The sequence below is a fragment of the Kribbella aluminosa genome (assembly GCF_017876295.1).
Taxonomy (GTDB): Bacteria; Actinomycetota; Actinomycetes; order Propionibacteriales; family Kribbellaceae; genus Kribbella; species Kribbella aluminosa.
The window spans coordinates 1216251-1240505 of record NZ_JAGINT010000001.1; the positions used below are offsets into that span (position 1 = coordinate 1216251).

The 24255-nt window shown below is 69.8% G+C and carries 23 protein-coding genes and 1 tRNA gene; 17 read left to right on the forward strand and 7 right to left on the reverse strand.

From position 1 onward, the window contains the following. Nucleotides 1–11: 11 nt before the first annotated feature. The 3 genes from mfd to JOF29_RS06070 are packed head-to-tail and all read left to right on the forward strand — an operon-like array spanning nucleotide 12 to nucleotide 5359. Nucleotides 12–3641, forward strand: coding sequence for a transcription-repair coupling factor (mfd, locus tag JOF29_RS06060; protein WP_209693240.1), 3630 nt, complete (start codon nucleotides 12–14; stop codon nucleotides 3639–3641). Nucleotides 3642–3669: 28 nt separating this feature from the next. Continuing rightward, the gene (locus JOF29_RS06065) at nucleotides 3670–4299 is read left to right on the forward strand and encodes a SurA N-terminal domain-containing protein (protein WP_209693241.1); all 630 of its coding nucleotides are present in this window, start codon (nucleotides 3670–3672) and stop codon (nucleotides 4297–4299) included. Nucleotides 4300–4309: 10 nt separating this feature from the next. After that, nucleotides 4310–5359, forward strand: a complete 1050-nt coding sequence (locus JOF29_RS06070; protein WP_209693242.1) for a nucleoside triphosphate pyrophosphohydrolase — start codon at nucleotides 4310–4312, stop codon at nucleotides 5357–5359. 190 nt (nucleotides 5360–5549) lie between these two features. On the opposite strand, the gene JOF29_RS06075 is transcribed toward JOF29_RS06070, so the two are convergent. Next, a complete protein-coding gene (locus tag JOF29_RS06075) occupies nucleotides 5550–7502 on the reverse strand; it encodes a 13E12 repeat family protein (protein WP_209693243.1) in 1953 nt (650 codons plus the stop codon). 253 nt (nucleotides 7503–7755) lie between these two features. Between JOF29_RS06075 and JOF29_RS06080 the strand changes: the two genes are divergently transcribed. The 7 genes from JOF29_RS06080 to JOF29_RS06110 all read left to right on the forward strand — a co-directional run bounded on the left by JOF29_RS06080 (nucleotide 7756) and on the right by JOF29_RS06110 (nucleotide 12692). Next, a complete protein-coding gene (locus JOF29_RS06080; protein ID WP_209693244.1) occupies nucleotides 7756–8589 on the forward strand; it encodes a phosphotransferase enzyme family protein in 834 nt (277 codons plus the stop codon). A gap of 65 nt (nucleotides 8590–8654) precedes the next feature. Further along, complete coding sequence (locus tag JOF29_RS06085; protein WP_209693245.1) at nucleotides 8655–9002, forward strand: LysR family transcriptional regulator substrate-binding protein; 348 nt, start codon at nucleotides 8655–8657, stop codon at nucleotides 9000–9002. Nucleotides 9003–9030: 28 nt separating this feature from the next. Next, nucleotides 9031–9396, forward strand: a complete 366-nt coding sequence (locus JOF29_RS06090) for an RNA 2'-phosphotransferase (RefSeq protein ID WP_281067298.1) — start codon at nucleotides 9031–9033, stop codon at nucleotides 9394–9396. Nucleotides 9397–9456: 60 nt separating this feature from the next. After that, nucleotides 9457–10737 carry a phosphopyruvate hydratase gene (gene eno / locus JOF29_RS06095; RefSeq protein ID WP_209693247.1) on the forward strand — a complete coding sequence of 427 codons (1281 nt, stop codon included), beginning with the start codon at nucleotides 9457–9459 and terminating at the stop codon, nucleotides 10735–10737. A 17-nt stretch (nucleotides 10738–10754) separates the two neighbouring features. Continuing rightward, nucleotides 10755–11312: an FtsB family cell division protein gene (locus JOF29_RS06100; protein ID WP_209693248.1), complete on the forward strand. Its 558-nt coding sequence runs from the start codon at nucleotides 10755–10757 to the stop codon at nucleotides 11310–11312. Beyond that, a complete protein-coding gene (locus JOF29_RS06105; RefSeq protein ID WP_209693249.1) occupies nucleotides 11309–11791 on the forward strand; it encodes a DUF501 domain-containing protein in 483 nt (160 codons plus the stop codon). The genes JOF29_RS06100 and JOF29_RS06105 overlap by 4 nt, the downstream gene beginning before the upstream one ends. Then, entirely contained in the window at nucleotides 11784–12692 is a 909-nt protein-coding gene (locus tag JOF29_RS06110) for a Ppx/GppA phosphatase family protein (protein ID WP_209693250.1), read from the forward strand. Before JOF29_RS06105 ends, JOF29_RS06110 begins: the two co-directional genes overlap by 8 nt. Nucleotides 12693–12699: 7 nt before the next feature. Here the strand turns inward: JOF29_RS06110 and JOF29_RS06115 are convergent, their stop codons facing one another. Next, a complete protein-coding gene (locus tag JOF29_RS06115) occupies nucleotides 12700–13272 on the reverse strand; it encodes a TetR/AcrR family transcriptional regulator (protein WP_209693251.1) in 573 nt (190 codons plus the stop codon). Between the two features lie 132 nt (nucleotides 13273–13404). Between JOF29_RS06115 and JOF29_RS06120 the strand changes: the two genes are divergently transcribed. The 4 genes from JOF29_RS06120 to JOF29_RS06135 all read left to right on the forward strand — a co-directional run bounded on the left by JOF29_RS06120 (nucleotide 13405) and on the right by JOF29_RS06135 (nucleotide 17330). Further along, entirely contained in the window at nucleotides 13405–14835 is a 1431-nt protein-coding gene (locus JOF29_RS06120; protein WP_209693252.1) for an MFS transporter, read from the forward strand. A gap of 69 nt (nucleotides 14836–14904) precedes the next feature. Further along, nucleotides 14905–15750, forward strand: coding sequence for a uracil-DNA glycosylase (locus JOF29_RS06125; RefSeq protein WP_209693253.1), 846 nt, complete (start codon nucleotides 14905–14907; stop codon nucleotides 15748–15750). Between the two features lie 49 nt (nucleotides 15751–15799). Then, nucleotides 15800–16549, forward strand: coding sequence for a hypothetical protein (locus tag JOF29_RS06130; protein WP_209693254.1), 750 nt, complete (start codon nucleotides 15800–15802; stop codon nucleotides 16547–16549). Between the two features lie 67 nt (nucleotides 16550–16616). Then, nucleotides 16617–17330: a DUF4190 domain-containing protein gene (locus JOF29_RS06135; RefSeq protein WP_209693255.1), complete on the forward strand. Its 714-nt coding sequence runs from the start codon at nucleotides 16617–16619 to the stop codon at nucleotides 17328–17330. A 25-nt stretch (nucleotides 17331–17355) separates the two neighbouring features. Here the strand turns inward: JOF29_RS06135 and JOF29_RS06140 are convergent. The 3 genes from JOF29_RS06140 to JOF29_RS06150 all read right to left on the reverse strand — a co-directional run bounded on the left by JOF29_RS06140 (nucleotide 17356) and on the right by JOF29_RS06150 (nucleotide 18504). After that, nucleotides 17356–17438: transfer RNA gene (locus JOF29_RS06140), tRNA-Leu, on the reverse strand. A gap of 20 nt (nucleotides 17439–17458) precedes the next feature. Continuing rightward, complete coding sequence (gene def, locus JOF29_RS06145; protein WP_307863170.1) at nucleotides 17459–18001, reverse strand: peptide deformylase; 543 nt, start codon at nucleotides 17999–18001, stop codon at nucleotides 17459–17461. Continuing rightward, nucleotides 17998–18504: a glycine cleavage system transcriptional repressor gene (locus JOF29_RS06150; protein WP_209693256.1), complete on the reverse strand. Its 507-nt coding sequence runs from the start codon at nucleotides 18502–18504 to the stop codon at nucleotides 17998–18000. Before JOF29_RS06150 ends, def begins: the two co-directional genes overlap by 4 nt. A 104-nt stretch (nucleotides 18505–18608) precedes the next feature. Here JOF29_RS06150 and JOF29_RS06155 point away from each other — a divergent pair, with 104 nt between their 5' ends. Both JOF29_RS06155 and JOF29_RS06160 read left to right on the forward strand, forming a co-directional pair. Beyond that, nucleotides 18609–19718, forward strand: coding sequence for a sensor histidine kinase (locus JOF29_RS06155; protein WP_209693257.1), 1110 nt, complete (start codon nucleotides 18609–18611; stop codon nucleotides 19716–19718). Further along, nucleotides 19715–20374 carry a response regulator gene (locus tag JOF29_RS06160; protein ID WP_209693258.1) on the forward strand — a complete coding sequence of 220 codons (660 nt, stop codon included), beginning with the start codon at nucleotides 19715–19717 and terminating at the stop codon, nucleotides 20372–20374. The genes JOF29_RS06155 and JOF29_RS06160 overlap by 4 nt, the downstream gene beginning before the upstream one ends. An 87-nt stretch (nucleotides 20375–20461) precedes the next feature. Here JOF29_RS06160 and JOF29_RS06165 read toward each other — a convergent pair whose 3' ends face one another. Further along, the gene (locus tag JOF29_RS06165; RefSeq protein ID WP_209693259.1) at nucleotides 20462–21769 is read right to left on the reverse strand and encodes an NAD(P)/FAD-dependent oxidoreductase; all 1308 of its coding nucleotides are present in this window, start codon (nucleotides 21767–21769) and stop codon (nucleotides 20462–20464) included. Between the two features lie 421 nt (nucleotides 21770–22190). Further along, nucleotides 22191–23384, reverse strand: coding sequence for a bifunctional GNAT family N-acetyltransferase/class I SAM-dependent methyltransferase (locus tag JOF29_RS06170; protein ID WP_209693260.1), 1194 nt, complete (start codon nucleotides 23382–23384; stop codon nucleotides 22191–22193). Between the two features lie 83 nt (nucleotides 23385–23467). Between JOF29_RS06170 and JOF29_RS06175 the strand changes: the two genes are divergently transcribed. Further along, entirely contained in the window at nucleotides 23468–24235 is a 768-nt protein-coding gene (locus tag JOF29_RS06175) for a DUF4118 domain-containing protein (RefSeq protein WP_307863171.1), read from the forward strand. Nucleotides 24236–24255 lie beyond the last annotated feature (20 nt).

Genomic DNA, 24255 nt, shown 5'->3' on the forward strand with positions numbered 1-24255 from the left:
CTGGACAACTCGTGAAGCTCAGCGGTCTGGTCGACACCCTGATCACCGATCCGGTGGTGTCCGAGGCCGTTCGTGACGCCCGCGCTGAGAGTGTCACGACCCTCGACCTGAGCGCACCCACGCCGGTGCGCCCGGTCCTGCTCGCCGCGATCGCCGCGGCCCAGAACGGCGCCGACCGCCCGGTGCTCGCGGTCACCGCCACCTTCCGCGAGGCCGAAGAGCTCACCGAGGCGCTGCAGTGCCTCGTCGAGGAGCCCGGCGCGGTCGCGTACTACCCCGCCTGGGAGACCCTTCCGCACGAGCGGCTCAGCCCTCGGTCGGACACGGTCGGCCGGCGGCTCGCCGTACTGCGGCGTCTCGTGCACCCGGATCCGTCCGACGAGACCACCGGCCCGATCCGGATCCTGGTCGCGCCGGTCCGGTCCGTGCTGCAGCCGCAGGTCGCGGGCCTCGCGGACCTGAAGCCGGTGCAGTTGCACGTCGGCGACACGGTCGAGCTCGAGGACGTCGTCGAGCGGCTCGCCGGGGCGGCGTACCACCGGGTCGACCTGGTGGAGCGGCGCGGTGAGTTCGCGGTCCGGGGCGGCATCATCGACGTGTTCCCGCCGACCGAGGAGCACCCGATGCGGGTGGACTTCTTCGGCGACGACGTCGAGGAGATCCGGTACTTCGCCGTCGCCGACCAGCGCTCGCTGGAGATCGCCGCGCACGGTCTGTGGGCTCCGCCCTGCCGGGAGCTGCTGCTCACCGACGAGGTGCGCGCGCGGGCCGGTGTACTCGCGAAGGAACACCCCGAGCTGGCCGAGCTGTTCGAGAAACTTGCCGAGGGCCACGCGGTCGAGGGCATGGAGTCGCTGGCGCCGGTGCTGGTCGACGACATGGAGTTGCTCGTCGACCTGATGCCGGCCGGTACGCACGTGGTCGTCAGCGACCCGGAGCGGGTCCGGGCCCGGGCGCACGACCTGGTCGCGACCAGCCAGGAGTTCCTGGAGGCGTCGTGGGCCGCGGCCGCGGGTGGCGGCGAGGCGCCGATCGACCTGGGCGCGGCGGCGTACATGTCGCTCGGAGACGTCCGCTCGCAGGCGCTGAGCAGGGGGCTCGCGTGGTGGAGCCTGTCGCCGTTCGCGGCCGCACCGACCGACTCGGAGGACCTGCGGGACTCGATGGGCGAGCGGGTCGCGTTCGACATCGACACCGAGTCCGGCGCGGTGACCAGCAAGATCCTCGCCGTCCACGAGGTCGACCCGTACCGCGGTGAGACCGGTGCGGCGACCGAGGACATCCGCGGCTGGCTGCGGGACGGCTGGCGGGTCGTCTGCGTCACCGAAGGGCACGGTCCCGCGCAGCGACTGGCCGAGGTGTTCTCCGAGGCCGAGCTGCCGGCGCGCGCGGTCGAGGGCATCGAGGGTATCCCGGAGCCGGGTGTCGTACTGATCTCGCAGGGGCAGCTCGAGCACGGGTTCATTGCCGACGGCATCAAGTTCGCCGTACTCACCGAGAACGACCTGGCCGGGCAGCGCTCGGCGGCCGAACGCCGTTCCCAGCAACGGATGCCGTCCCGGCGGAAGAAGACGATCGACCCGCTCGAGCTGCAGCCGGGCGACTTCGTCGTACACGAGCAGCACGGCGTCGGCCGGTACGTCGAGATGATGCAGCGGACCGTCGGCACCGGTTCCCAGAGGGCCACCCGCGAGTACGTCGTGATCGAGTTCGCGGCGAGCAAGCGCGGGCAGCCCGGCGACCGGTTGTACGTGCCGACCGATCAGCTCGACCAGGTCACGCGGTACGTCGGCGGCGAGCAGCCGACTCTGGACAAGATGGGCGGCGGCGACTGGGCCAAGCGCAAGGGCCGCGCGCGCAAGGCGGTCCGCCAGATCGCCGGTGAGCTGATCAAGCTGTACGCCGCGCGCCAGGCGACGAAGGGGCACGCCTTCGCGAAGGACACCCCGTGGCAGCGTGAGCTGGAGGACGCGTTCCCGTTCGTCGAGACGCCCGACCAGCTGGCCACCATCGACGACGTGAAGCACGACATGGAACGCGTCATGCCGATGGACCGGATCGTCTGCGGTGACGTCGGCTACGGCAAGACCGAGATCGCCGTACGCGCGGCCTTCAAGGCGGTGCAGGACGGCAAGCAGGTCGCCGTGCTCGTGCCGACGACCCTGCTCGTGCAGCAGCACTACGCGACCTTCGCCGAGCGGTACGCCGCGTTCCCGGTGAACGTGGCTCCGCTGTCGCGTTTCCAGACCGACAAGGAGGCCAAGGCCACGATCGACGGTCTCGCCGACGGCTCGGTCGACGTGGTCATCGGGACGCACCGGCTGTTCAGCGGCGAGGTCGCGTTCAAGGACCTCGGCCTGGTGATCGTCGACGAGGAGCAGCGGTTCGGCGTCGAGCACAAGGAGCAGCTGAAGCGGCTGCGGACCGCGGTCGACGTACTCACGATGTCCGCGACGCCGATCCCGCGGACGCTGGAGATGTCGATCACCGGGATCCGCGAGATGTCCACGATCGCCACCCCACCGGAGGAACGGCACCCGGTGCTGACGTTCGTCGGCGCGTACGACGAGCACCAGGTGACCGCCGCGATCCGGCGCGAGCTGCTCCGCGAGGGCCAGGTCTTCGTCGTCCACAACCGGGTGAACACGATCGAGAAGGCGGCCGCCCGGATCCGCCAGCTGGTGCCCGAGGCCCGGGTCTCGGTCGCGCACGGCCAGATGAACGAGCACACGCTCGAGAACGTGATCCAGGGCTTCTGGGAGAAGCAGTCGGACGTCATCGTCTGTACGACGATCGTCGAGTCCGGCATCGACATCTCGAACGCGAACACGATGATCATCGAGCGCTCCGACCTGCTCGGCCTGTCCCAGCTGCACCAGCTCCGCGGCCGGGTCGGCCGTGGCCGCGAGCGGGCGTACGCGTACTTCTTCTTCCCGCCGGAGAAGCCGCTCACCGAGACCGCCCACGACCGGCTGGCGACGATCGCGCAGCACGCCGACCTGGGCGGCGGTATGGCGGTCGCGATGAAGGACCTGGAGATCCGCGGCGCCGGTAACCTGCTCGGCGGCGAACAGTCCGGGCACATCGCCGACGTCGGTTTCGACCTGTACGTGCGGCTCGTCGGCGAGGCGGTCGCGGAGTACCGCGGCGACACCCAGGCGGAGGAGCCCGAGGTCAAGATCGAGCTCCCGATCGACGCGCACCTGCCGCACGACTACATCCCGTCGCAGCGGCTCCGGCTGGAGATGTACCAGCGGCTGGCCGCCGTACGGGACGACGAGGGCATCGCCGAACTGGTCGAGGAACTGCACGACCGGTACGGCGACATCCCGCAGCCGGTGCTGAACCTGGTCGAGGTGGCGAAGTTCCGTAACCACGCCCGCCGGGCGGGGCTGCACGACGTCACGCTGCAGGGGAACCTGATCCGGTTCGGGCCGGTCGAGCTGCCGGACTCGAAGGTGCTGCGGCTGAACAGGCTGTACCCGAAGAGTCTGGTGAAGCCGCAGTTGCATACCATTCTGGTGCCGAGACCAGCGACCAGGCAGATCGGCGGGCAGCCGCTCCGGGACCAGGAGCTGCTGCACTGGTGCACCCGGTTGATCGACGACGTGATCGCCGAACCTATTGTGGTGCCGGCGTGAGACCTTTATTGAGATACGAGGAGATTCGGTGAGCACACGGCTTCGGGCTCTGGGTGCGGTGGCGGCGATCGTGCTGCTGACCGGCGGTTGCGCGGCGGGTACGCACCCGGGCGCGGCGGCCGTCGTCGGCAAGACCGAGATCAGCGTCAGCGACGTCGACAACACCTCGCGCGCGGTCAGCTCGGCGCTCGGCCAGAACTTCGGCACGGTTGCGGCGCTGAACATCCTGGTCAGCAACGCGCTGGTCTCCGAGATCGGGCAGCAGAAGTCGATCTCGGTCACCCCGGCCGAGACCGCCGCCGCGGCGCTCAGCTCGGTCGGCGAGGACGGCACGATGTACCAGAAGTTCCAGGCCTCCGCGGACACGCGCGACTTCCTGAACTCGGTCGGTACGGCGTCGGTGATCACCGTCAAGCTGGCCGGCGGCACCATCAAGGACCTGCAGAACCAGGCCAAGCTGCAGCAGGGCGTGCTCGCGGTCCGCGAGGCCTCGAAGGGCATCGACGTCTCGGTCGCGCCGCGGTTCGGCAAGTGGAGCGACGGCACCCTCGACAACACGATCTCCGGGTCGCTGTCGAAGGAATCCCCCCAGACCGCCGCCAAGCGCAAGGCCGCCCAGGCCGCCGCCCAGCAGGCCCAAGGCCAGGGCCAGGGCTGAGCCTGACCCGGTGACCGACGTACGCCGACCGACGGGCCGGATCACGGTCCTGGTGACCAGCCCACGGGTGGCACCGGGCCTACTGACCCGCGCCGCCTGGCAAACCCTGGCCGGGGCCACCGAGATCGGCGCCGGCGCGTTGGGTGCCGGCGGGTCTGGTGCCGGCGGGCGGGTGCTGCGGGGCGACGTGCAGGCTGTGGTCGGGTCCGGGCTGGCGGTTACCCAGGTCGAGGGTGATGTCGGCGAGCACTGGAGCTGGCTGTCGTCCGCCGCCGAGGCCGGCCGCGACGTCGCGTGGCTTGTCGGCGCAGACGGGGAGCCGGAGCTGCTGCACGTGGTCGCCGAGCAGGTCGCCCGCGAACCACGCCCGCCGTACGACGTGGAGATCCTGCACGGCTCGTACGACGTACCGGGAGCCAGGCTGATCGACCTGGTCCAGGTGATGGACCGGCTGCGACGGAACTGCCCGTGGGACCAGGAACAGACCCACGAGAGCCTGGCGAAGTACCTGCTCGAGGAGACGTACGAGACCCTCGAGGCGATCGACACCGGCGACCGCGACCACCTCCGCGAGGAGCTCGGCGACCTGCTCCTCCAGGTCGCCTTCCACTCCCGCGTCGCCGAGGACGCCGGCGACGAAGGCTTCACCATCGACGACGTGGCCGGCGGCATCGTCGAGAAACTCATCCGCCGCCACCCACACGTCTTCGGCAATGTCGACGCAGCCGACGCCGCCGCGGTAGAGGCCAACTGGGAAGCCATCAAGGCCACCGAAAAGCAACGCTCCTCGGTCCTCGAAGGCATCCCGCTCGCCCTCCCCGCCCTGGCCCTCGCCGACAAGATCCTCGGCCGCGCCGCCAAGCTCCTCCCCGCCGGGCTCCCCGCAGCCGAACCCTCCAACGACACCGAACGTATCGGGCAGCGAGCCCTGGAGCTGGTTCTCGAGGGCCGCAACGCCGGAATCGACGCCGAACAGGCGCTCCGCGGCGCCGTGCTCCAACTCGCAGCCGAGCTCCGCGCCGTCGAGAACGACCAGACCAGGTCACAACGCGGGCTCTGAATCGAAGAGCTTCCGGCCCGGATGGTGTTGCTGTCGTGCGGGGCATGCTCGCGGCGACGAGCGCCGAGGTGACGTTCACCAGCGCGAGGCGCGTGCGAGATGTGAACCAATGCCGACGGCTCGCGGTGCGATCCCCGGCCAAGCTCAGCTGGACGCCAGAGGCGCTGGCCAGGCACGAGACCGCCGTTGTTCATGCGTCACCTGCCTTGGCGTCCGGTGGCGCGTCGTGGCCAGACCCGGCGCTGGCTGAACGCAGAGGTGATAGCGGCGACTGGGCGGGTGTCAGCCCGGTCGGACGTGGCCGGTCGACGCGGTGGGTCCCTTCGGGGTCGACGTGGAAGGCGAACCCGTTCGGAGTGGTCCACTCCAGCGTCCTGTGGTCGATGCGGCGCGCGCTCCAGCCCCGCGCGTGCGTCTTTACCCGGTGCCCGAAACGACTCAGGGGTGCCAGGTTGGTGGTACTGGTCTGCTTGGCAGGCCCGCGCGGGTCGTACGGCTCGATGTGGTCCAAGTCGATGGTGTGACTGGTTTCGCGGGTGCCGTACGGGAACAACTCGACCGGGTACGTCAGCTTCACCCGATCCCGGATCCGGGACGGGATCTCGTACGCATCGACGGCGACCACGTCGTTCAGGTCGATCACCGGCTGCACCGTGTACGGACCATGCCCGATGAGTTCGGTCAGCTGAGCCGCCAGCAGCGGCCCGATGCCTTCGGCGCGCAGCACGCCCGTGCTGGTGGCTGCGGTGTGGTCGGTCAGGTGTACGACGACCTCGGTCTGCCCCGGACGTACCTGCCCCTTGGACTGAGTGAGATAGCTGGGGTTGGTGTAGGTGTCGTGCTTGATCTGCACGAGCCGGGCACCGAGCGCCCGCACCGCGGCAGCATCCATCGGCGAACCTTCAGCGGGTTCGCCGGCAGCGTCGGTGGCCTCGGTCGCTGTCCGCCGGTCGAACGGGTCGCTCGGCGGGTCGGAGTCGTAGGGCCCGGCGGCTTCCAGCCACGGGTCCTCCCACGGCCCGAACGGCTCCACCAAGTCGGCTCGAGCCCGGCCATCGCACCAATCCCGCTCCCCAGATCGAGCCTGATCGGCGGACAGTGCCTGGTCGTCGGACAAGGCTTCATCGCCGGACGGGACCCGGTCGTAGGACCTGTCGTAGGTCGGGGCCTGTTCCTCGGCCCGAGGCTCGCGGTCGGAGCCGTCCTGGCTGTCGGCTCGAGCCTGTTCCTCGGGCTGGGCGCCGTTCCCGGGCTGCGTCTCCTTCCCGGATCGAGCTTCGCCGGCGGACTCCGCCCGGTCATCTGGTCGAGTCTCGCTGTGGGTCTGCGGGTGGATGTCCGGCTGGGCTTGGCCACTGGGCGGGGCTTGGTTGCGGGCTTGGGTGAGGAGTTCTTGGGTGAAGCGGGGATCGCTCATGATCTCGATGGCCTGGGCGCGGCGGTGCTGGATCGGGCGGGTGTCGCCGAGGCTTTTCAGGGCGTCGGTGAGCTCGGTGATCCTGGCGTCGAACCGGTTGACGGCGGCGGCGCCGGCTTTGATGTAGATGGTTTTGTTGCCGTGTTTGTCGCCGCGTCCGACGTAGACGCCGCGTTCGTCGGCGGCCTGGGCGGCTTCGTCGGCGGCCACGGCGGGGTCGGCGCACTTCTTGGCGGCGGTGATGATTTTGTCCAGCCGGTACGGCGGGAGCGTGTCCACGACGTGCGCGACCCGCTGGTCGACGTAGGCGGCGCCGGCCTGGTCGAGCTTGGTGCAGGCGCGCACGAGTTGGCGCGCCTTCCAGGGGGTGGCTTCACTGGCAAGGATCCGGGCCCAGGTCTCCGGGAACCGGTGCCGTAGCGCGAGGGCGTCGGCGATCAGGTCACGGGCGACGCCGGGCGAGACTCCGAGTACGACCCCGAACTCGGCGATCGCGAACTCGGCGATCTCCGGACAGCCGTCACCGCCCAGGACCACAGACCGTTCCCGCCCGTCGGCCATCCGGCGGGCGGGCCGGACGGCGCAGACGGACGGGTGGTAGCGGTCGGCGTAGATCTGGGCGCACTCCAGCACCCGAGCGTCGGCCCCGTTGGCGATCACGCGGCACTGCGCGGCCTCTTCCAGCAGGTCGCGGGTGCGGAGTGCTTCCAGAGCTTCCTCGAACATGTGTTCGATTCTACGCCAACCCCGCTTGCCTCGCCAACTCGCGCGTGGGGCGGTTTTCCCTTATCCACAAGGGGAAACATTACACCGCAGACCCACCGCGAACATGTATGCGCGAGTTCTTCGTCCGTCACCGGGCCATGTGCGTCAGCCAAGTCAGCCAGCAGGTCGCCGAGACCGTCACTCATGATTTCCGATCTTACGATGGTTGAAATGCGGGTGCGAGTCTGTTGCTGGGCCTGGCAGGGTGGAGCGGGTGGATGTTGCTGAGGTACTGCGGGAGCACTGGGACCTGAAGCACGCAACGCTGGAGGTGCTCACCGGGGGGATGAACTCGGTCACCTGGCTGGCGTCGACCGGAGCGGATCGGGTGGTTCTGAAGGCGGTCGGGCCGGATGACGCGGGGTTCGAGCCTGGATTGAAGCTGGCTGTACGCCTGGACGACGCGGGCGTGCCGACGGGACGGCCGCGGGTGAGTAAGCGCGGTCGGCTGGTGGAGCGGGTCGACGGGCGGCAGGTCGCCGTACTGGAGTATGTCGACGGGGAAGAGCTGGTGCCTTTCGATCAGGCGGCGATCGGGGACGTGCTCGGGCGGGTGCACTCGGCGGCGCCGGTCGCATCCGGGGAGACCGGTGACTGGCTCCGTTTCCTGCTGCCGTTCGAGGGTTCGCTGGATCTCGATCCGTGGATTCGGCCGGCTGTCGAGGGGGCGGTCGCGGAGGCGATCGCGCTGGGGCCGGTGTCGTGGGCTTGGCTGCACGGCGACCCGGCCGCGGAGGCCTTCCGGCGACAGGCCGACGGTCGCGTCGCCCTCATCGACTGGGGCAGCGCGATGCGGGGACCGATCCTGTACGACGTCGCGTCCGCCGCCATGTACGTCGGGCGCCCCGTCGTACCGGCGTACCTAGAGCGACGCCCCGACCTGGCCGACGAGCTCCGGGAAGGCCTGGAGGTCTTCCTCCGCGTCCGCTACGCCGTCCAGGCCGGCTACTTCGCCTGGCGCATCACCACCAACCTCCTGACCGGCATCTCTGGGCCGGAAGACAACCAGAAGGGCCTAGCCGACGCCCGCCGCTCGTTCGGCCTGTAGATCCCGCAGCACCGCCCTCTCCGTTGCCACCCAACACTTGAAGAGGTAGCGGTGGGGGTCGACCGGTGCGCAACGACCACCGCCTCGCGGGCCGTCGTACCGTCCGGTTGAAGGACCTCCAGGACGAGGCCATCGTCGTACCGCCGAGGGATCGCCCGCACCGGCAGCAACTGGAGCGGAGTTTGCTCGACCAGAGCATCCGGTGGTCCGTGGCGGTGGAGGCGGAAGGCTGGGAACTGCTGGTCCACTTCGTGCGTCTCGGTATCGGACCAGCGGTCGTCAACGGTTCGGTCCGTACGACGAGCGCCGTCCGGAAGGTTCCCGTCAAGGACCTGCCGCCGGTGCGGTACTACGTGATCACCCGACCGGGCCGCGACGACCGGGTGGACGGGCTGAGGAAGGCGCTGGGATGAGCCGCGACAGCCACGCGATCTCCAGCTCCTGCGCCATACAGCGGGTGAACGCGGTCTCACGATGAGTATGGACGGCTGGGCGGCGATCACCGACGTACTGCGAGTTCTCCAGCTGACCCGTGAGCGCCTGGGCGTCGCCGTACGGGAGAACGACAAGCGGCGGCTGCAGGTCGACGGCGAGCGGATCCGTGCTTGCCAAGGGTTGCGCGCGGGGCGGCGTACCCACGTGCATCTGGCGGCTGCGAAGGACAGCCGGGTCGGACGGCGGACGAGCGTAGAAGTCTTGCTGGGCGTGGATCCGGGCAATCTCGCGGTCTATCGGGCGCCCAACGGAGTGTTACTGACGCGAGAGGTACCTCCGGATGCGATTGTTGGCAGTGACGCGGTCCACTGAGCCCGGTGGTCTGGGGGCTAGGCTCGGGAGCGATTCGTCATCGAGAACTTGGGAGTCAATGTGGCCACCATCGAGGCCGTCGGCGCGCGCGAGATCCTCGACTCGCGCGGCAACCCCACTGTCGAGGTCGAGGTTCTGCTCGACGACGACACCATTGCCCGCGCGGCCGTCCCGTCGGGCGCGTCCACCGGCCAGTTCGAGGCCGTGGAACTGCGCGACGGCGACAAGGAGCGGTACGGCGGCAAGGGCGTCCAGAAGGCCGTCACCGCGATCCTCGAGGACATCGACAAGGAGATCGTCGGGTACGACGTCCACGAGCAGCGGCTGATCGACCAGGCGCTCCTCGACCTGGACGGCACCCCGAACAAGGCCAAGCTCGGCGCGAACGCGATCCTCGGCGTCAGCCTGGCGGTCGCGAAGGCCGCCGCGGACAGCTCCGGCCTGCCGCTGTTCCGGTACGTCGGCGGCCCGAACGCGCACGTCCTGCCGGTGCCGATGATGAACATCCTGAACGGCGGCGCGCACGCGGACAGCAACGTCGACGTCCAGGAGTTCATGATCGCCCCGATCGGCGCCGCGACGTACGGCGAGGCGCTGATGCAGGGCGCGACCGTCTACCACGCGCTGAAGGCGGTGCTGAAGGAGCGCGGCCTGTCCACCGGCCTCGGCGACGAGGGCGGCTTCGCGCCGAACCTGGACAGCAACCGGGCCGCCCTGGACCTGATCCTGGTCGCGATCGAGAAGGCCGGCCTGCAGCCGGGCAAGGACATCGCGCTGGCCATGGACGTGGCCGCGAGCGAGTTCTTCACCGAGGGTGTGTACGCGTTCGAGGGCGGCAAGAAGTCCGCCGACGAGATGATCGCGTACTACGCCGACCTGGTGTCGTCGTACCCGATCGTCTCGATCGAGGACCCGCTGAACGAGGAGGACTGGGACGGCTGGAAGGCCATCACCGGTGAGCTCGGCAGCAAGATCCAGATCGTCGGCGACGACCTGTTCGTCACCAACGTCGAGCGGCTGCAGCGCGGCATCACCGAGAAGTCCGCGAACAGCCTGCTGGTCAAGGTGAACCAGATCGGCTCACTGACCGAGACCCTGGACGCTGTCGACCTCGCGCACCGCAACGGGTTCACCTGCATGATGAGCCACCGCTCGGGCGAGACCGAGGACACCACGATCGCCGACCTCGCGGTGGCGACCAACTGCGGCCAGATCAAGTCCGGCGCCCCGGCCCGGTCCGACCGCACCGCGAAGTACAACCAGCTGCTCCGGATCGAGGAGGAGCTCGACGACGCGGCGACGTACGCCGGTCGCTCGGCCTTCCCGCGGTTCCAGGGTTAGACCAGGAGGTTTGCCGTATGCCGTCCCGTCGGGATTCTGGTGCACGACCCGGCTCGCGTCCGTCGAGCCGGACCCAGTCGCGTCCACCGGCCCGGCGGGGCGACCAGCCGAAACGCCGTACGGCGGGGACACCGGCCGAGCCCGAGCGGACCCGCGGGTCCCGCAACCTGACGGGACGGGCGGCCGTCGTGCTGCTGGTGCTGGGTGCGCTGATCGTGTCGTACGCGCAGAGCCTGCGGGTGTGGTTCGACCAGCACCAGCAGATCAGCGCGCTGAACCAGGAGATCCGGGACCGGGAGAAGCGCGTCGGCGAGCTGAACGACGAGCTCGCCCGCTGGAAGGACGACGCGTACGTGAAGGCGCAGGCGCGGCAGCGGCTCGGCTGGGTGATGCCGGGCGAGGTCGGGTACCGCGTGATCGGCGCCGACGGGAAACCGGTCGGCGCACCTCCGGAGCCGTCGACGCCGGCCAACGGTACGGCGGACGCGCAGAAGCCGACCTGGTACACGAAGCTCTGGGGGAGTGTGGAAGGCGCCGGCAACCCGCCGGCGCCGTCACCTAAGGTGACCAAGTGACCGTCAGCCCTTCCGACCAGGAAGCAGTCAGTAAGCAACTCGGCCGGACCGCCCGCGGCATCCGCTCGATCGCCCACCGCTGCAGCTGCGGCCTTCCCGACGTCGTCGAGACCGAGCCGCGCCTGCCGGACGGCACGCCGTTCCCCACGACGTACTACGTGACCTGCCCGCGGCTGGCGTCCGCGATCGGGACCCTCGAGTCCTCGGGCCTGATGAAGGAAATGACCGACCGTCTGGCCGACGACGAGGAGCTGGCAGGTCGCTACCGCGCCGCCCACGAGTCGTACCTCGCCCACCGTGAGTCCATCGAACACGTCGAGCAAATCTCCGGCATCACCGCCGGCGGCATGCCCACCCGGGTCAAATGCCTCCACGTTCTGGTCGGCCATTCGCTGGCAGCCGGCCCAGGCGTCAACCCGTTGGGCGACGAAGCCCTCGCGACGCTGGAGGACTGGGGCCGCCGGGGCCCCTGTGTCTGACCGGGTCGCCGCGATCGACTGCGGTACCAACTCCATCCGGCTGCTCATCGCGGAGCTGACGGACGGTGAGCTACAGGAAGTGGACCGCCGGATGACGATCGTCCGGCTGGGTCAGGGCGTGGACGCGACCGGCGCCTTCGCGCCAGAAGCCCTGGAGCGGGTCTTCTCGGCAGCTGAGGAATTCGCAGCGGTTGTCCGGTCCAAGGACGTCAGCAGGATCCGCTTCGTCGCCACTTCGGCGGCCCGCGACGTCAGCAACCGGGACGCGTTCTTCGCCGGCATCGAGCAGCGCCTCGGCGTTCGTCCGGACATCATCTCCGGCGACGAAGAAGCCGAGCTGAGCTTCCGCGGCGCCACCACCGCGCTCGACCTCCCGGAGCCGTATCTCGTGACCGACATCGGCGGCGGCTCCACGGAGCTGGTGCTGGGCGACAGGACCGGCGTACGAGCGGCCCAGTCCCTCGACATCGGCTCCGTCCGCCTGACCGAGCGCCACGTCACCACCGACCCGACCACCCCCGCCGAACTGGCCGCGATCGCCCGCGACATCGACGCCCTCCTCGACACCACCACAGTCCCGCTGCACGAGGCCCGCGCCCTGATCGCCGTAGCCGGCACCGCCACCACCGTCGCCGCAGTGGCCCTGGACCTCCCGGAGTACGACCGGACCGCCGTACACCATGCCCGCCTCACCACAGCTCAACTCCGCGAAACCACCACCTGGCTGACCACCTCGACCCACGCCGCTCGAGCCGCCGTGCACTCCATCCACCCCGGCCGCGTGGACGTCATCGGCGCCGGCGCCCTCATCCTCCAACGCCTCGTCGACCGCCTCCCGATCACGTCCCTCACCATCTCCGAACACGACATCCTCGACGGCGTCGCGCTCTCCCTCGGGTAGCGCGAACTCACCGGGCGCGGACGCCGTCCAGGGCGATGTTGAGGACACGGTCGCGTTGGGGCTGGTCGACGAAGCCGGCGGCGGTGAGGCCGCTGACCATGCGGAGGAGGTCGTCGAAGGTGACGTCGGTGCGGGCCTCGCCGGACTGCTGCGCGCGCTCGAAGAGGGGGGTGCCGGCGGCGTACATCGCGGCGCGGGCGGTCTGGAAGCTGTCCGACTCGCGGTTCAGCGACTCCCAGATCGCGCGCTTGGTGGCGGCGTACTCGACGAAGCGGTGCAGCCAGGTGGTGAGTGCTTCCCACGGCGGTAGGCCGGCCGCGTCCTCGGCGGCGATGCAGAGCTCCTCGATCTCGCCGAAGTACACCGCGTGCAGCAGGTCCTGACGGCTCGGGAAGTTCCGGTACAGGGTGCCGATGCCGACGCCTGCCTGCCGGGCGATGTCCTCCAGCGACGCTCCGACGCCCTTGCTCGCGAACGCGTCCCGGGCGGCGGTGAGCAGGGCGTCGAAGTTCCGCCGCGCGTCCGCCCGCTGCGGCCGCCGTACGTCGACCTGCAGCGCAGGCCGGATCTGCTCGCTCATCCGCTCACCTTAACCAGCTTGATACCGGAGGTACCCCTCCGTTATAGTGGAGGCACACCTCGACTTTACCAGGCCGAGAAACTCCTGCGCTGGATCCCGGCGCAGCACCCTCCTTTTCCGAAGGACTTCCGCATGCCTGTCATCAGGTCTGGCAATCCACGACTGACCCTGGCGGTACTCGCCACGGTGGTCGCCTCGTTCTCCATGCTGCAGTCGCTGGTCAGCCCGGCGCTGCCGGTCATCCAGCACGACCTGCACACCACCTCGGGCACGGTCACCTGGGTCTTCACCGCACTCCTGCTCTCGGTCTCGGTCGCGACCCCGCTGCTCGGCCGGATCGGCGACATGGCCGGCAAGGAGCGCACGCTGTTCGTCGCGCTGGCCGCGCTCGCGGTCGGCTGCCTGGTCGCGGCGCTCGCGCCGAACATCGGCGTACTGATCGCCGCCCGGATCTTCCAGGGGGTCGGCGGTGCCGTGTTCCCGTTGGCGTTCGGGATCATCCGCGACGAGTTCCCGGCCGAGCGGGTGCCGTCCCTGGTCGGCGTGGTGTCGGCCGTCATCGCCGCGGGCGGCGGGCTGGGCATCGTCCTCGCCGGCCCGATCGTCGAGTGGCTCGGCTGGCGCTGGCTGTTCTGGATCCCGATGGCGGTCGTCACGGCCGCCACAGCTTTGGTACGCCGGTATGTCCCGGAGTCGCCGAACCGTGTCCCCGGGCGGATCGACTGGCTGGCTGCCACCTTCCTGTCCGGGTGGTTGATCGCGCTGCTGCTGCCGTTGAGCACGGGCCGTTCGTGGGGCTGGGGCTCGGTGCGTACGGTCGGACTCTTCACGCTGGCCGTCGTACTGTTCGCCGGCTGGATCGCGGTCGAGCTGCGTTCGCGGAACCCGCTGATCGACATGCGGATGATGCGCCGTCCGGCGGTCTGGACGACCAACCTCGTCGCGCTGCTGTTCGGTGCCGCGATGTTCGCGGTGTACGCGTTCGTGCCGCAGTTCCTGCAGATCCCGAAGGCGGCCGGGTTCGGGTTCGGGGCGAGCGTGACGCAGGCCGGGTTGCTGATGTTGCCGATGCTGGTGACGATGGCGCTCGCCGGGTCGTTCAGCGGCGCGCTCGCGGCGCGGTTCAGTGCGAAGGCGCAGGTGGTGTCCGGGTCGTCGGTGATCCTGGTCGGGGCGCTGATGTTCGCGGAGCTCCACGACGCGCGGTGGCAGATCGCGGTGTCGACGGCGCTGTTCGGGCTCGGGCTCGGGCTCGCGTACGCCGCGATGACCAGCCTGATCGTGCAGAACGTCCCGCGCGAACAGACCGGCGTGGCGACCGGGATGAACACCAACATCCGGACGATCGGCGGCTCGATCGGCACGGCCCTCGCCAGCTCGATCATCACCGGTCACGTCCAGCCCTCCGGCCTCCCCGCCGAGTCCGGCTTCACGAACACCTTCCTCCTGATGTCGGCCTTCGCCGCCGCTGCCGTCGTACTGGCCCTGGCAATCCCGAACCGCAAGGTCAGCCGGGCACCGCTCCCAGAATCCGCCCCCACGGCAGCTCACGCCCGCCGCTAGCCCGCGGCTCCCGCAACTGCTCGACGCCGCCGGCCACTCCTGTCGTGCTCATGTCTCTAGTCTGTAGGGATGACGCTGCGGCATCCGTTGACGGGGGAGTTGTTCGAGAGTCCGGTGCCGGCCGGGACGGGGTGGCCGGAGGATCCGGCGGAGGTGGGTACGCCGGTGGCCCTGGACGCCGGCGAGGTGCGGCAGCTCGCGGCGACGGACGACCTGGGCGAGCTGGAAGCCCGGGTGTCGGTCTGCAAGGCCTGTCCGCGGCTGGTGGAGTGGCGGGAGGAGGTTGCCGTCGGCAAGCGAAAGTCGTTCGCGGACCAGCCGTACTGGGGCCGCCCGATCCCCGGCTGGGGCGTGCCGGACCCGAAGATCCTGATCGTCGGCCTCGCCCCGGCCGCGAACGGCGGGAACCGGACCGGCCGGGTCTTCACCGGCGACCGCTCCGGCGACTGGCTGTTCGCGAGCCTGAACCGAGTCGGTCTCGCGAGCCGACCGACCAGCGAACACGCGGGCGACGGCCTGCACCTGATCGACACCCGGATGATCGCCGCCGTCCGCTGCGCCCCGCCCGCCAACAAGCCGACCCCGGAGGAGCGCGACACCTGCGCCCCCTGGTACCGCCGCGAACTCGAGCTCGTCCTCCCCGGCACCAGGTCGATCGTCTGCCTCGGCAAGTTCGCGTACGACGCCCTGCTCGTCGCGCTGATCGCCCTGGGCGCCGACGTACCGCGGCCGCGCCCCAAGTTCGGGCATGCGGTGGAGTACCGGATCCCAACGCCGTACGGCGACGTCACTGTGCTCGGCTGCTTCCACCCGAGCCAGCAGAACACGTTCACCGGCAAGCTCACCGAGGAGATGCTCGACGCGGTCCTGACCCGCGCCAAGGAGTTGTCCACAGGCCGGCCGAAGGGGAGTTGACCATGCCCCCCGCGGTGTTGGAGGCTCTCCACTATGCATGCGGGCGCTCATGAGTCGTGACAACCTGCCCGAGCAGTCTCGGGGCTTTCCGGCAGCGCAACGACCCGCGGGTGGCGGCGTCGAGCGCTCGCAGGGAGGTGGGCCGACGCTGCCCACCTCGCACCAGGCGGCGCCGCTGGGGTTCGTGCCCAGCCCGGACCGGTTCCACTGGTGGGCGGAGCTGTCCAGCGACGTGAAGTCGTACGTCGAGCGCAAGGTCGGGCCGGCCGTCGAGTGGTGGGCCGACCTGCACGAGCGCGAGCGCGACCGCCCGTACGCCGTGGTCCTCGGGCCGAACGGGCTCGCCGTCACCACGCCGAAGGTCAACCAGCACGGGCAGCGGACACAGACCGTGCACGTCGACACGTTCGTCCCGTCCAGCCTGAAGCACGCCGTCGTCCAGCAGCAGCCGACCATGCCGCGGTCCGGCCTGCGGTCGCTGATCTCGCCGCGTGGCGGGGAGCAGCAGCCGGCGGCCGCGCCGCAACTCGCGCTCACGGCGCACATGCGCGGCATCCTCGGCAACCTGCCGCTGGAGGCCCAGCAGCGCCTGCAGACGCCGTTCCTCGGATCCCAGCCGGTCAAGCACTACAAGTCGTACTACTACGGCAACGACGAGGACCTCGACATGTGGCTGTTCCTGGCCGGCGAGCGGACTGTCACGTTCGCCACCGGCCACCGGACGCTGCCGGCCGGGTCCGACCCGCAGCAGGCGGCCTGGCGACTCGTCTGTTACCAGGCGGACGTCACTCGACCGTGAGCGAGCGAAGCGAGGTCACCATCAAATACAGCGCCCCCCTGCGCTCATCGGCGTCCGGAGGACGTTGATGAGCGCTGTCCGGGACTTCCGGGACCTCGACGGAGCCGATCCCTGGAAGTTGCTCGGCGTACGCCGGGACGCGGACGCCGACGAGATCCGCCGCAGCTACCGGCGGCTGTCCCGCAGCCATCACACCGACGTCGGCGGCGACGCGACCCAGCAGGCGAAGCTGAATCGCGCGTACGAGGTGCTGTCCGACCCGGTCCGGCGCGCCGACTACCTGAAGCTGCTCAACGGGCCGCCGGCGCAACCCGAGCCGGAGCCAGAGGAGCCTGCCGGAGACCCCTTCGAGTGGTCGTCCGGGCCGTACACCCAGCGGGCGCACACGCCCCCGCGCCGGCCAGGCCCGCACACGGCCCCGCAGTACCAGGACCGGGCCGACCCGCACACGGTCCCACCGTTCCAGGCCGACCCGCGCACTGCGCCGCCGTACCAGGGCGATCCGCATACTGCCCCGCCGTTCCGCAATCCCTACTCGGCCGCGCCGCACCGCGACCCGTACGCGGCGCCGGTGCACCGCCCCGGCGGCGTGAACAGCGATGCGTTGATCGCGCTGTTCACCTCGATCGTCTGCCCGCCGGCCTCACTCATCCTCGCGATCCGGGGCCTGCGGAAGATCCGCCGGACCGGTCAGCGTGGCAGAACCATCGCCTGGCTGGCGATCGTCATCACGATCGCGTTCCCGACCTGGGCCGTGGTCAACAACCTGCTGAAGAAGTAAGAGGCCCGCGACCTCTGACGAGCCGTGCCCGGGACGGGATTCGAACCCGTACGCCTGTGAGGGCCAGGAGGTTTAAGCTCCCTGCGTCTGCCGTTCCGCCACCCGGGCTCCGGGGACGAGAGTACTCGCTACTGATACGTCTTCCGCGGGTACACGGCGTGGGCGCCCGCGACGCGGTCCAGGAACAGCTTGCCGTTGCAGTGGTCGATCTCGTGTTGCAGGGCCCGGGCCTCGAACGCGTCGGTGGTGATCGTGACCGGTTCCGTCGTACCGGGAAGGACTCCCGCGACAGTGAGGCGCGTCGCGCGCTTGACGTCGCCGGTGAAGTCCGGCACCGACATGCAGCCTTCGCGGGCCTTCTCGTTGCGCGAGGCCTCGACGACGACCGCGTTGCAGAGCACGAAAACGCCGTGGCAGGTACGCGTCTTCGGGTGCCCGGTGACGTCCAGCGAGAACATCTGCGCCGCGACGCCGACCTGCGGCGCCGCGAGGCCGACGCAGCCGGGGGAGACGCGCATCGTCTCGATCAGGTCCGCGGCGAGCTGGATCACCTCCGGGTCGAGCGGGTCCACCGGCGCGCTCTCGGTCGCCAGCACCGGGTGCGGCGCGCGGACGACCTCGAGGATCGCGCCTTCGACGTCCAGCCGGGCGGGTGACCAGTCGGTGATCACAGGTCGTCGCTCTCGGCCGGTCGCAGCGTGACGCCGACCCCGAGCTCCTCAGCGGTGATCTCGAGCGCCCGGTTCAGCATCTCCAGCTCGGCCGTCGGCGGCAGCTCGACCTCGGCGGTCAGCACGTACAGCCCGCCGCTCAGCCGCGTCGACATGTCCGTGACGGTGCCGCCCGCGGCCGCGATCATCCGGGTCACCGCGGCCACGATCCCGGGCCGGTCCGCGCCGTGCACGCTGAGCATGTACGGCGCCCCGAGTGGCGCGTGCCGGTGCTCCGGGCCCATCGTGCGGACCGTGATCACCAGCTCGCCGCGCAACGGCTCGAGCGCCGCCTTCACCTCGTCGAGCGGTCCGGCGCAGACGATCATCATCGCGAAGTGACCGCGCAGCAGCGTCATGGTCGAGTCCTCGAGGTTGACCCCGGTACCGACCAGGGCCTCGGTGACGTCCGCGATGATGCCCGGGCGGTCCGGGCCGATGACGGTGACAGCGAGCTGACTCATGCCCGGAAACCTACCGGGCGACCTAAGTCGCTCAGGCAGCGACTTCGGTATCCGGACAACCGGCAAACCGCCAGAGACCGCTTACCCACCGCTACATTCGACGTATGAGCCGGAAGCGCAGCACCCGCGACTGGATCGTGGACAGCTTGGCGTTCGTGCTCGCGATCCTGATCGCACTGCTCACCTACAGCGACGGCTCGTCCGACCCGGTGCCGCGGATGCTGCTCGCGATCGACTTCTGGTCCGGGATGGCGCTCTGTCTGACGCTGTGGTTCCGCCGCCGCTGGCCCGTTCAGCTGGCGCTGCTCGCGTCCCTGGTCTCGACGTACTCCGACTCGGCGGCCGGTCCGACGCTGGTGCTGATCATGACCGTCGCCGTCCACAAACCGTGGCGTACGTCGGTATGGGTCTTCGCGGCGAACTTCCTCGCCACCGTCGCCTTCCTCCAGATCCGGCACACGCAGGACCGGACGACGCTCCTGGTCATCGCCGTCATCCTGTACGTCGCCGTGGCGGGCTGGGGGCAGTACATCCGGTCCCGCCGGCAGCTCCTGCAGACGCTGCGGGACCGCGCCGACCGGGCCGAGACCGTGGCGAAGCTGCAGGCCGAGCAGGCGCAGCTCCGGGCGCGGGAGGAGATCGCCCGCGAGATGCACGACGTACTCGGGCACCGGCTGTCGCTGCTGACCGTGCACGCCGGCGCGCTCGCGTACCGCCCGGACGCGTCCACCGCGGAGGTCGCCGGCGCCGCCGAGATCATCCGCGCGAGCGCCCACCAGGCGTTGCAGGATCTCCGCGAGGTGATCGGCGTACTGCGGGCACCGGTCGGCGAGCTGCCGCAGCCCGCGTTCTCGGACCTGCCCGAGTTGGTGGAGGGTTCGCGCGCGGCCGGGATCCCGGTCGAGCTGACGCTGGACGCGGACGGCCCGATGCCCGAGCACGTCGGACGTACGGCGTACCGGATCGTCCAGGAAGGACTGACGAACGCGGTGAAACACGCACCCGGTGAACCCGTGACGATCAGCGTGGTCGGTGCCCCCGGCAACGGATTGGCGGTGGAACTGCGCAACCCGGCCCCGCACCGCCGCCGCGGCGACGGCCAAGGACTGAAGGGCCTCGCCGAACGTGCCGCCCTCGTCGACGGCCGCCTCGAACACGGCCGCACCCCCGAAGGCGACTTCCGCCTCTACGCCTGGCTACCGTGGCCGGCATGACGATTCGGGTACTGATCGTTGACGACGATCCGCTGCTGCGGGCCGGGCTGAAGTTGATGCTGGGGGGTGCCGAGGAGATCCGGGTGGTCGGAGAGGCGGGGGACGGGTCCGGGGTGCAGGGGCTGATCGATCGGCTGGCGCCGGACGTGATCCTGATGGACATCCGGATGCCCGGCACCGACGGCCTGACCGCGACCGAAGCGGTACGCCGCCGGCCGGGCGCGCCGGAGGTCGTCATCCTGACCACCTTCGACGCCGACGAGCACGTACTGCGGGCGCTCCGCGCCGGCGCCGCCGGGTTCATCCTGAAGGACACCCCGCCCGCCGAGATCGTCGAATCGGTACGCCGGATCGCGGCCGGCCAGCCCGTCCTGTCGCCGGCCGTCACGAAGCGGCTGATCACGCGCGTCGCGGACTCCGGCCAGGACAGCCGCAAGTCCAAGGCGGTCGCCCGGCTCGCGCAGCTGAACGACCGCGAGCGCGAGATCGCCGTCGCGGTCGGGGAAGGCAAGTCGAACGCCGAGATCAGCGCGACCCTCTACCTCAGCGTCCCGACGGTGAAGACACACGTCTCCCGCATCCTCACCAAGCTCGATCTGAACAACCGCGTGCAGATCGCGCTACTCGTCCACGACGCCGATCTACTGCACGGGTAGCTGTGACTTCTGAAATAGCTGTGTCTTCTGAAAAGAAGAGGCCGGGCCCCCGGCGAGTTGGAGGCCCGGCCGATCAGGTGGTGTTCGCTACGACTGCGTCGCCCGGCGGAACTCCTCGTTCGGGGTCTGCAGGCTGCCGAGGCTGGTCACCTCGCGCCGGAAGAACAGCGCCAGCGTCCAGTCCAGGATCACCCGGGCCTTCCGGTTCAGGGTAGGCACACGGGACACGTGGTACGTCCGGTGCAGGAACCAGGCGAGCCAGCCCTTCACCTTGACGCCGTACAGCTGGGCGACGCCCTTGTGCAGGCCCAGGCTCGCGACGGAGCCGACGTACTTGTGCCTGTAGTCCTGCGGCGGCTGCCCGTCGACGACGCGGAGGATGTTCGCGGCGAGGCGGTTGGCCTGGCGGACGGCGTGCTGCGCATTCGGGGCGCAGTACGCACCGGTCTCGCTGGTCAGGTCCGGTACGGCGGCGTTGTCGCCGGCGGTCCAGGCGTCGTCGACGCCCTCGATCCGGAGGTTCGGCAGCGTCTTGACGCGGCCCTTCTCGTCCAGCGGGAAGTCCGTCGCGGCGAGTGCCGGGTTGGCCTTCACACCGGCCGTCCAGACGATCGTGTCGGCGTCGAACTCGTCGCCGTCGCTGAGGATCACGTGGCCCTTCTCGCAGGACTCCAGCCGGGTCTCCAGCCGGATGTCCATGTTCCGCTTACGCAGCTGGTCCACGGTGTACTTGCCGAGGTCCTCGCCGACCTCCGGCAGGATCCGCCCGGTGGCCTCGACCAGGACCCAGTGCATGTCCTCGGGCTTGATGTTGTCGTAGTAGCGGGTGGCGTAGCGGGCCATGTCCTCGAGCTCGGCGAACGCCTCCACACCGGCGTACCCGCCGCCGACGAAGACGAAGGTCAGCGCGGACTTGCGCAGCGCCGGGTCGGGCTGGCTCGACGCGACGTCGAGGCGGTCCAGCACCTTGTTGCGCAGCGCGATCGCCTCTTCGACGTTCTTGAACCCGGTGGCCTCGTCGGCCAGGCCGGGGATCGGCAGTGTGCGCGCGATCGAGCCGAGCGCGACGACGATCTGGTCGTAGGCGAGCTCGTACTCCGGTCCTTCCTCGGGCATCACCTTGGCGACCTTGTGGGCGTGGTCGATGCCGGTCACCCGGCCGGTCACCACGCGGCAGCCCTTGAGGGTCTTGCGCAGCGGCACCACGACGTGCCGCGGCTCCACCGATCCGGCCGCGGCCTCCGGCAGGAACGGCTGGTAGGTCATCACCGACCGCGGGTCGACCACCGTCACGCGGATCCGCCCCTGACGGGCGGCGCGGCGCAGGCCGAACGCGGTGTACATCCCGACGTAACCGCCTCCGACTACGAGGATGTGCGGCACCTGGGCTGTCATCCGGTTCACTCTCCCTGAGTGGATCTCCGACTTCATGTTCACTTCAACGCTAAACGCTCGTGAAAGATTTCACAAACCCCCCTGGGAGTGATCTCACCCACCGAACATCCCCCACCCGAGGGACCTCTCATCCCCTCATGGTGCGGCCCCCGTCCCCGTGCCCACCACCCCCGCCGGAAAACCGCAAGACACCGGTTATCAGCCCTCGGGGGGCTGGCACATCAGGGTTGCCCACTCACTCGGAGGGTTGCCCCTTGAAAATCCGAGGGGGCAAGCCTGCAGTTGGATAGGCAACCCTCCAGTTGGATGGGCGACCTTCTATTCGGTCGGTCCTTCGAGGGTGAGGCGGTAGCCGCTCGGCGTTCGGAGCAGCAGGCGGCGGTAGATACAGCGTGTCGGTGGTCAGCCGTATCAGCCTGCGTTATGCGTCGGCCAGGCGGTAGACGGAGACGTGGGAGGGGGAGTCGGCGGTGAACGGCGTACCGGACCAGTCGGCGTGGCGGGACTCGCGGGTGAAGCCGGCGAGCTGGGCCATCAGATCGAGCTCGGCGGGCCAGATGTAGCGGTGCGGAGTACGGCCGAGGTGCGCCTCGGTGCCCTCGCCGAAGTGGAAGTGGTGGGAGACGACGTGCTGCTGGAGTACGTCGTACGTGTCCAGCAGGATGTAGCCGGGGTCCGCGACACCGACCGTGGCGGGGATGCCGGGTGGGAGGCGGCGGAGTTCGGGGACCCAGAGCTCGATCACGAAGCGGCCGCCGGGGGAGAGGTGCCGGGCGGCGTTCCGGAAGCAGGCGACCTGCTCCTCCTGGGTGAGCAGGTTCGAGATCGTGTTGAACACGAGGTAGACCAGCGTGAACTCGCCCGGCGTCCGCGTCGTCGCCATGTCTCCGACCTCGACCGGGATCGACTCCGCGGAGGCCTTCGTCCGCAGCTGGTCGAGCATCGCCGTCGACAGCTCGATCCCGCTCACCGGGACGCCGTGCCCGGCCAGCGGTACGGCGACCCGCCCGGTGCCGATCGCGAACTCGAGCGCGCGGCCACCCGCCGCCAGCTCGGCCAACCGGGCCACGGTCGGCCGGATCACGTCGTCCGCGAACATCCCGGTGTCCGGAGTGTCGTACCTGGCCGCGACGTCCGCGTTCCAGAGCTGGTTCTGCTCCACGCCCTTGGTCCAGCGCAGTACGTCCTGGGCGCCGTCCTCGCTGACCTTGACGAAGCCGAGACGGTCGTACAGGCGGCGCGCGTTCGGGTTGTCCCGCTCGACGTTGAGCTGCAGCGGTACGCCGCGACGGACGGCCTCGGACTCGAGGTCGGTGATGATCGCGGTACCGATCCCGCGGTTCTGGATGTCGGGGTGAAGCTGAATACCGTTCAGCTCTACGGCTTCCGGCGTACGGCTGACCCTTAGCCGCCCGGCGGGACGCTCGTCGACGTCGACGACGTACAGCTCCGTACCGGGGTCCTCGATCGACTCGAGCGTCCATTCGACGAAACCCGCCCGCCAGGCCGCCTCGTCGAACCCGTCAGCCAGCCGGCCCTGCGCACGGGTGGCGCTGATCGTCACGTCAGCCAGGAAGCCGGCGTCGGACGCCGTCGCGGGTCGAAGTCGGTACATGCCGAGCAACCTACGCACGCACCTGGCGGACAGCCACCCGTTATCGACAGACTCCTGCGAGAACTGTTGATCCGAGGTGAGATGTGCGCATCAATAGGGGGGTGGAGAACTACCGCGCCCCGGTCCTGACTGCTTCGTTGCTGGCCCCGCCGGCGGTTTGTGCGCTGCTGATTCCGTTCCGGGAACATTTCGACAACGCGAACGCCGCACTGGTACTGGTGGTCGTGATCGTCGCGGTCGCAGTATTCGGTATCCGGCTGGCTGGGGTGCTCGCGGCGGTGTCGAGCGCGCTGTGGTTCGACTTCTTCCTGACCTCGCCGTACGACAGCTTCACGATCGACAACAGCAACGACGTCGAGCAGGCCGTGCTGCTGCTGGTGATCGGCCTCGCGGTCACCCAGATCGCGATCTGGGGGCACCGGCAACAAGCCAGAGCGTCCCGGCGGCGTGGATACCTGGACGGCGTGATCACCGTCTCCCAGGCGGTTGCGACCGGCGCGTCGGCCGACGACCTGATCGAACAGGTCCGCGCGGAACTCACCGCCGTACTGGGCATCGACGGCGTGAAGTTCGTTGCCGGAAGCAAACAGACCACGGCCCCGCGACTGAACCCCGACGGCTCGGTCACCCGCGGATCCCACGTCCTCAAGGTGGAACGCGACGGCCTCCCCACGAACGCCGAGATCGAACTCCCCGTCCAGCACGCCGGCATCCCCCGCGGCCGCTTCCTCCTCACCGCGGCCGCCCGCATCGCCCGCCCCGACCTCGAACAACGCCTGGTAGCCGTGGCCCTCGCCGACCAGGTAGGCGCCGCCCTCAACACCCAAGAACCCGCCCGCCCCCACGTCTGACCCTCCGTAAACTTCATCAA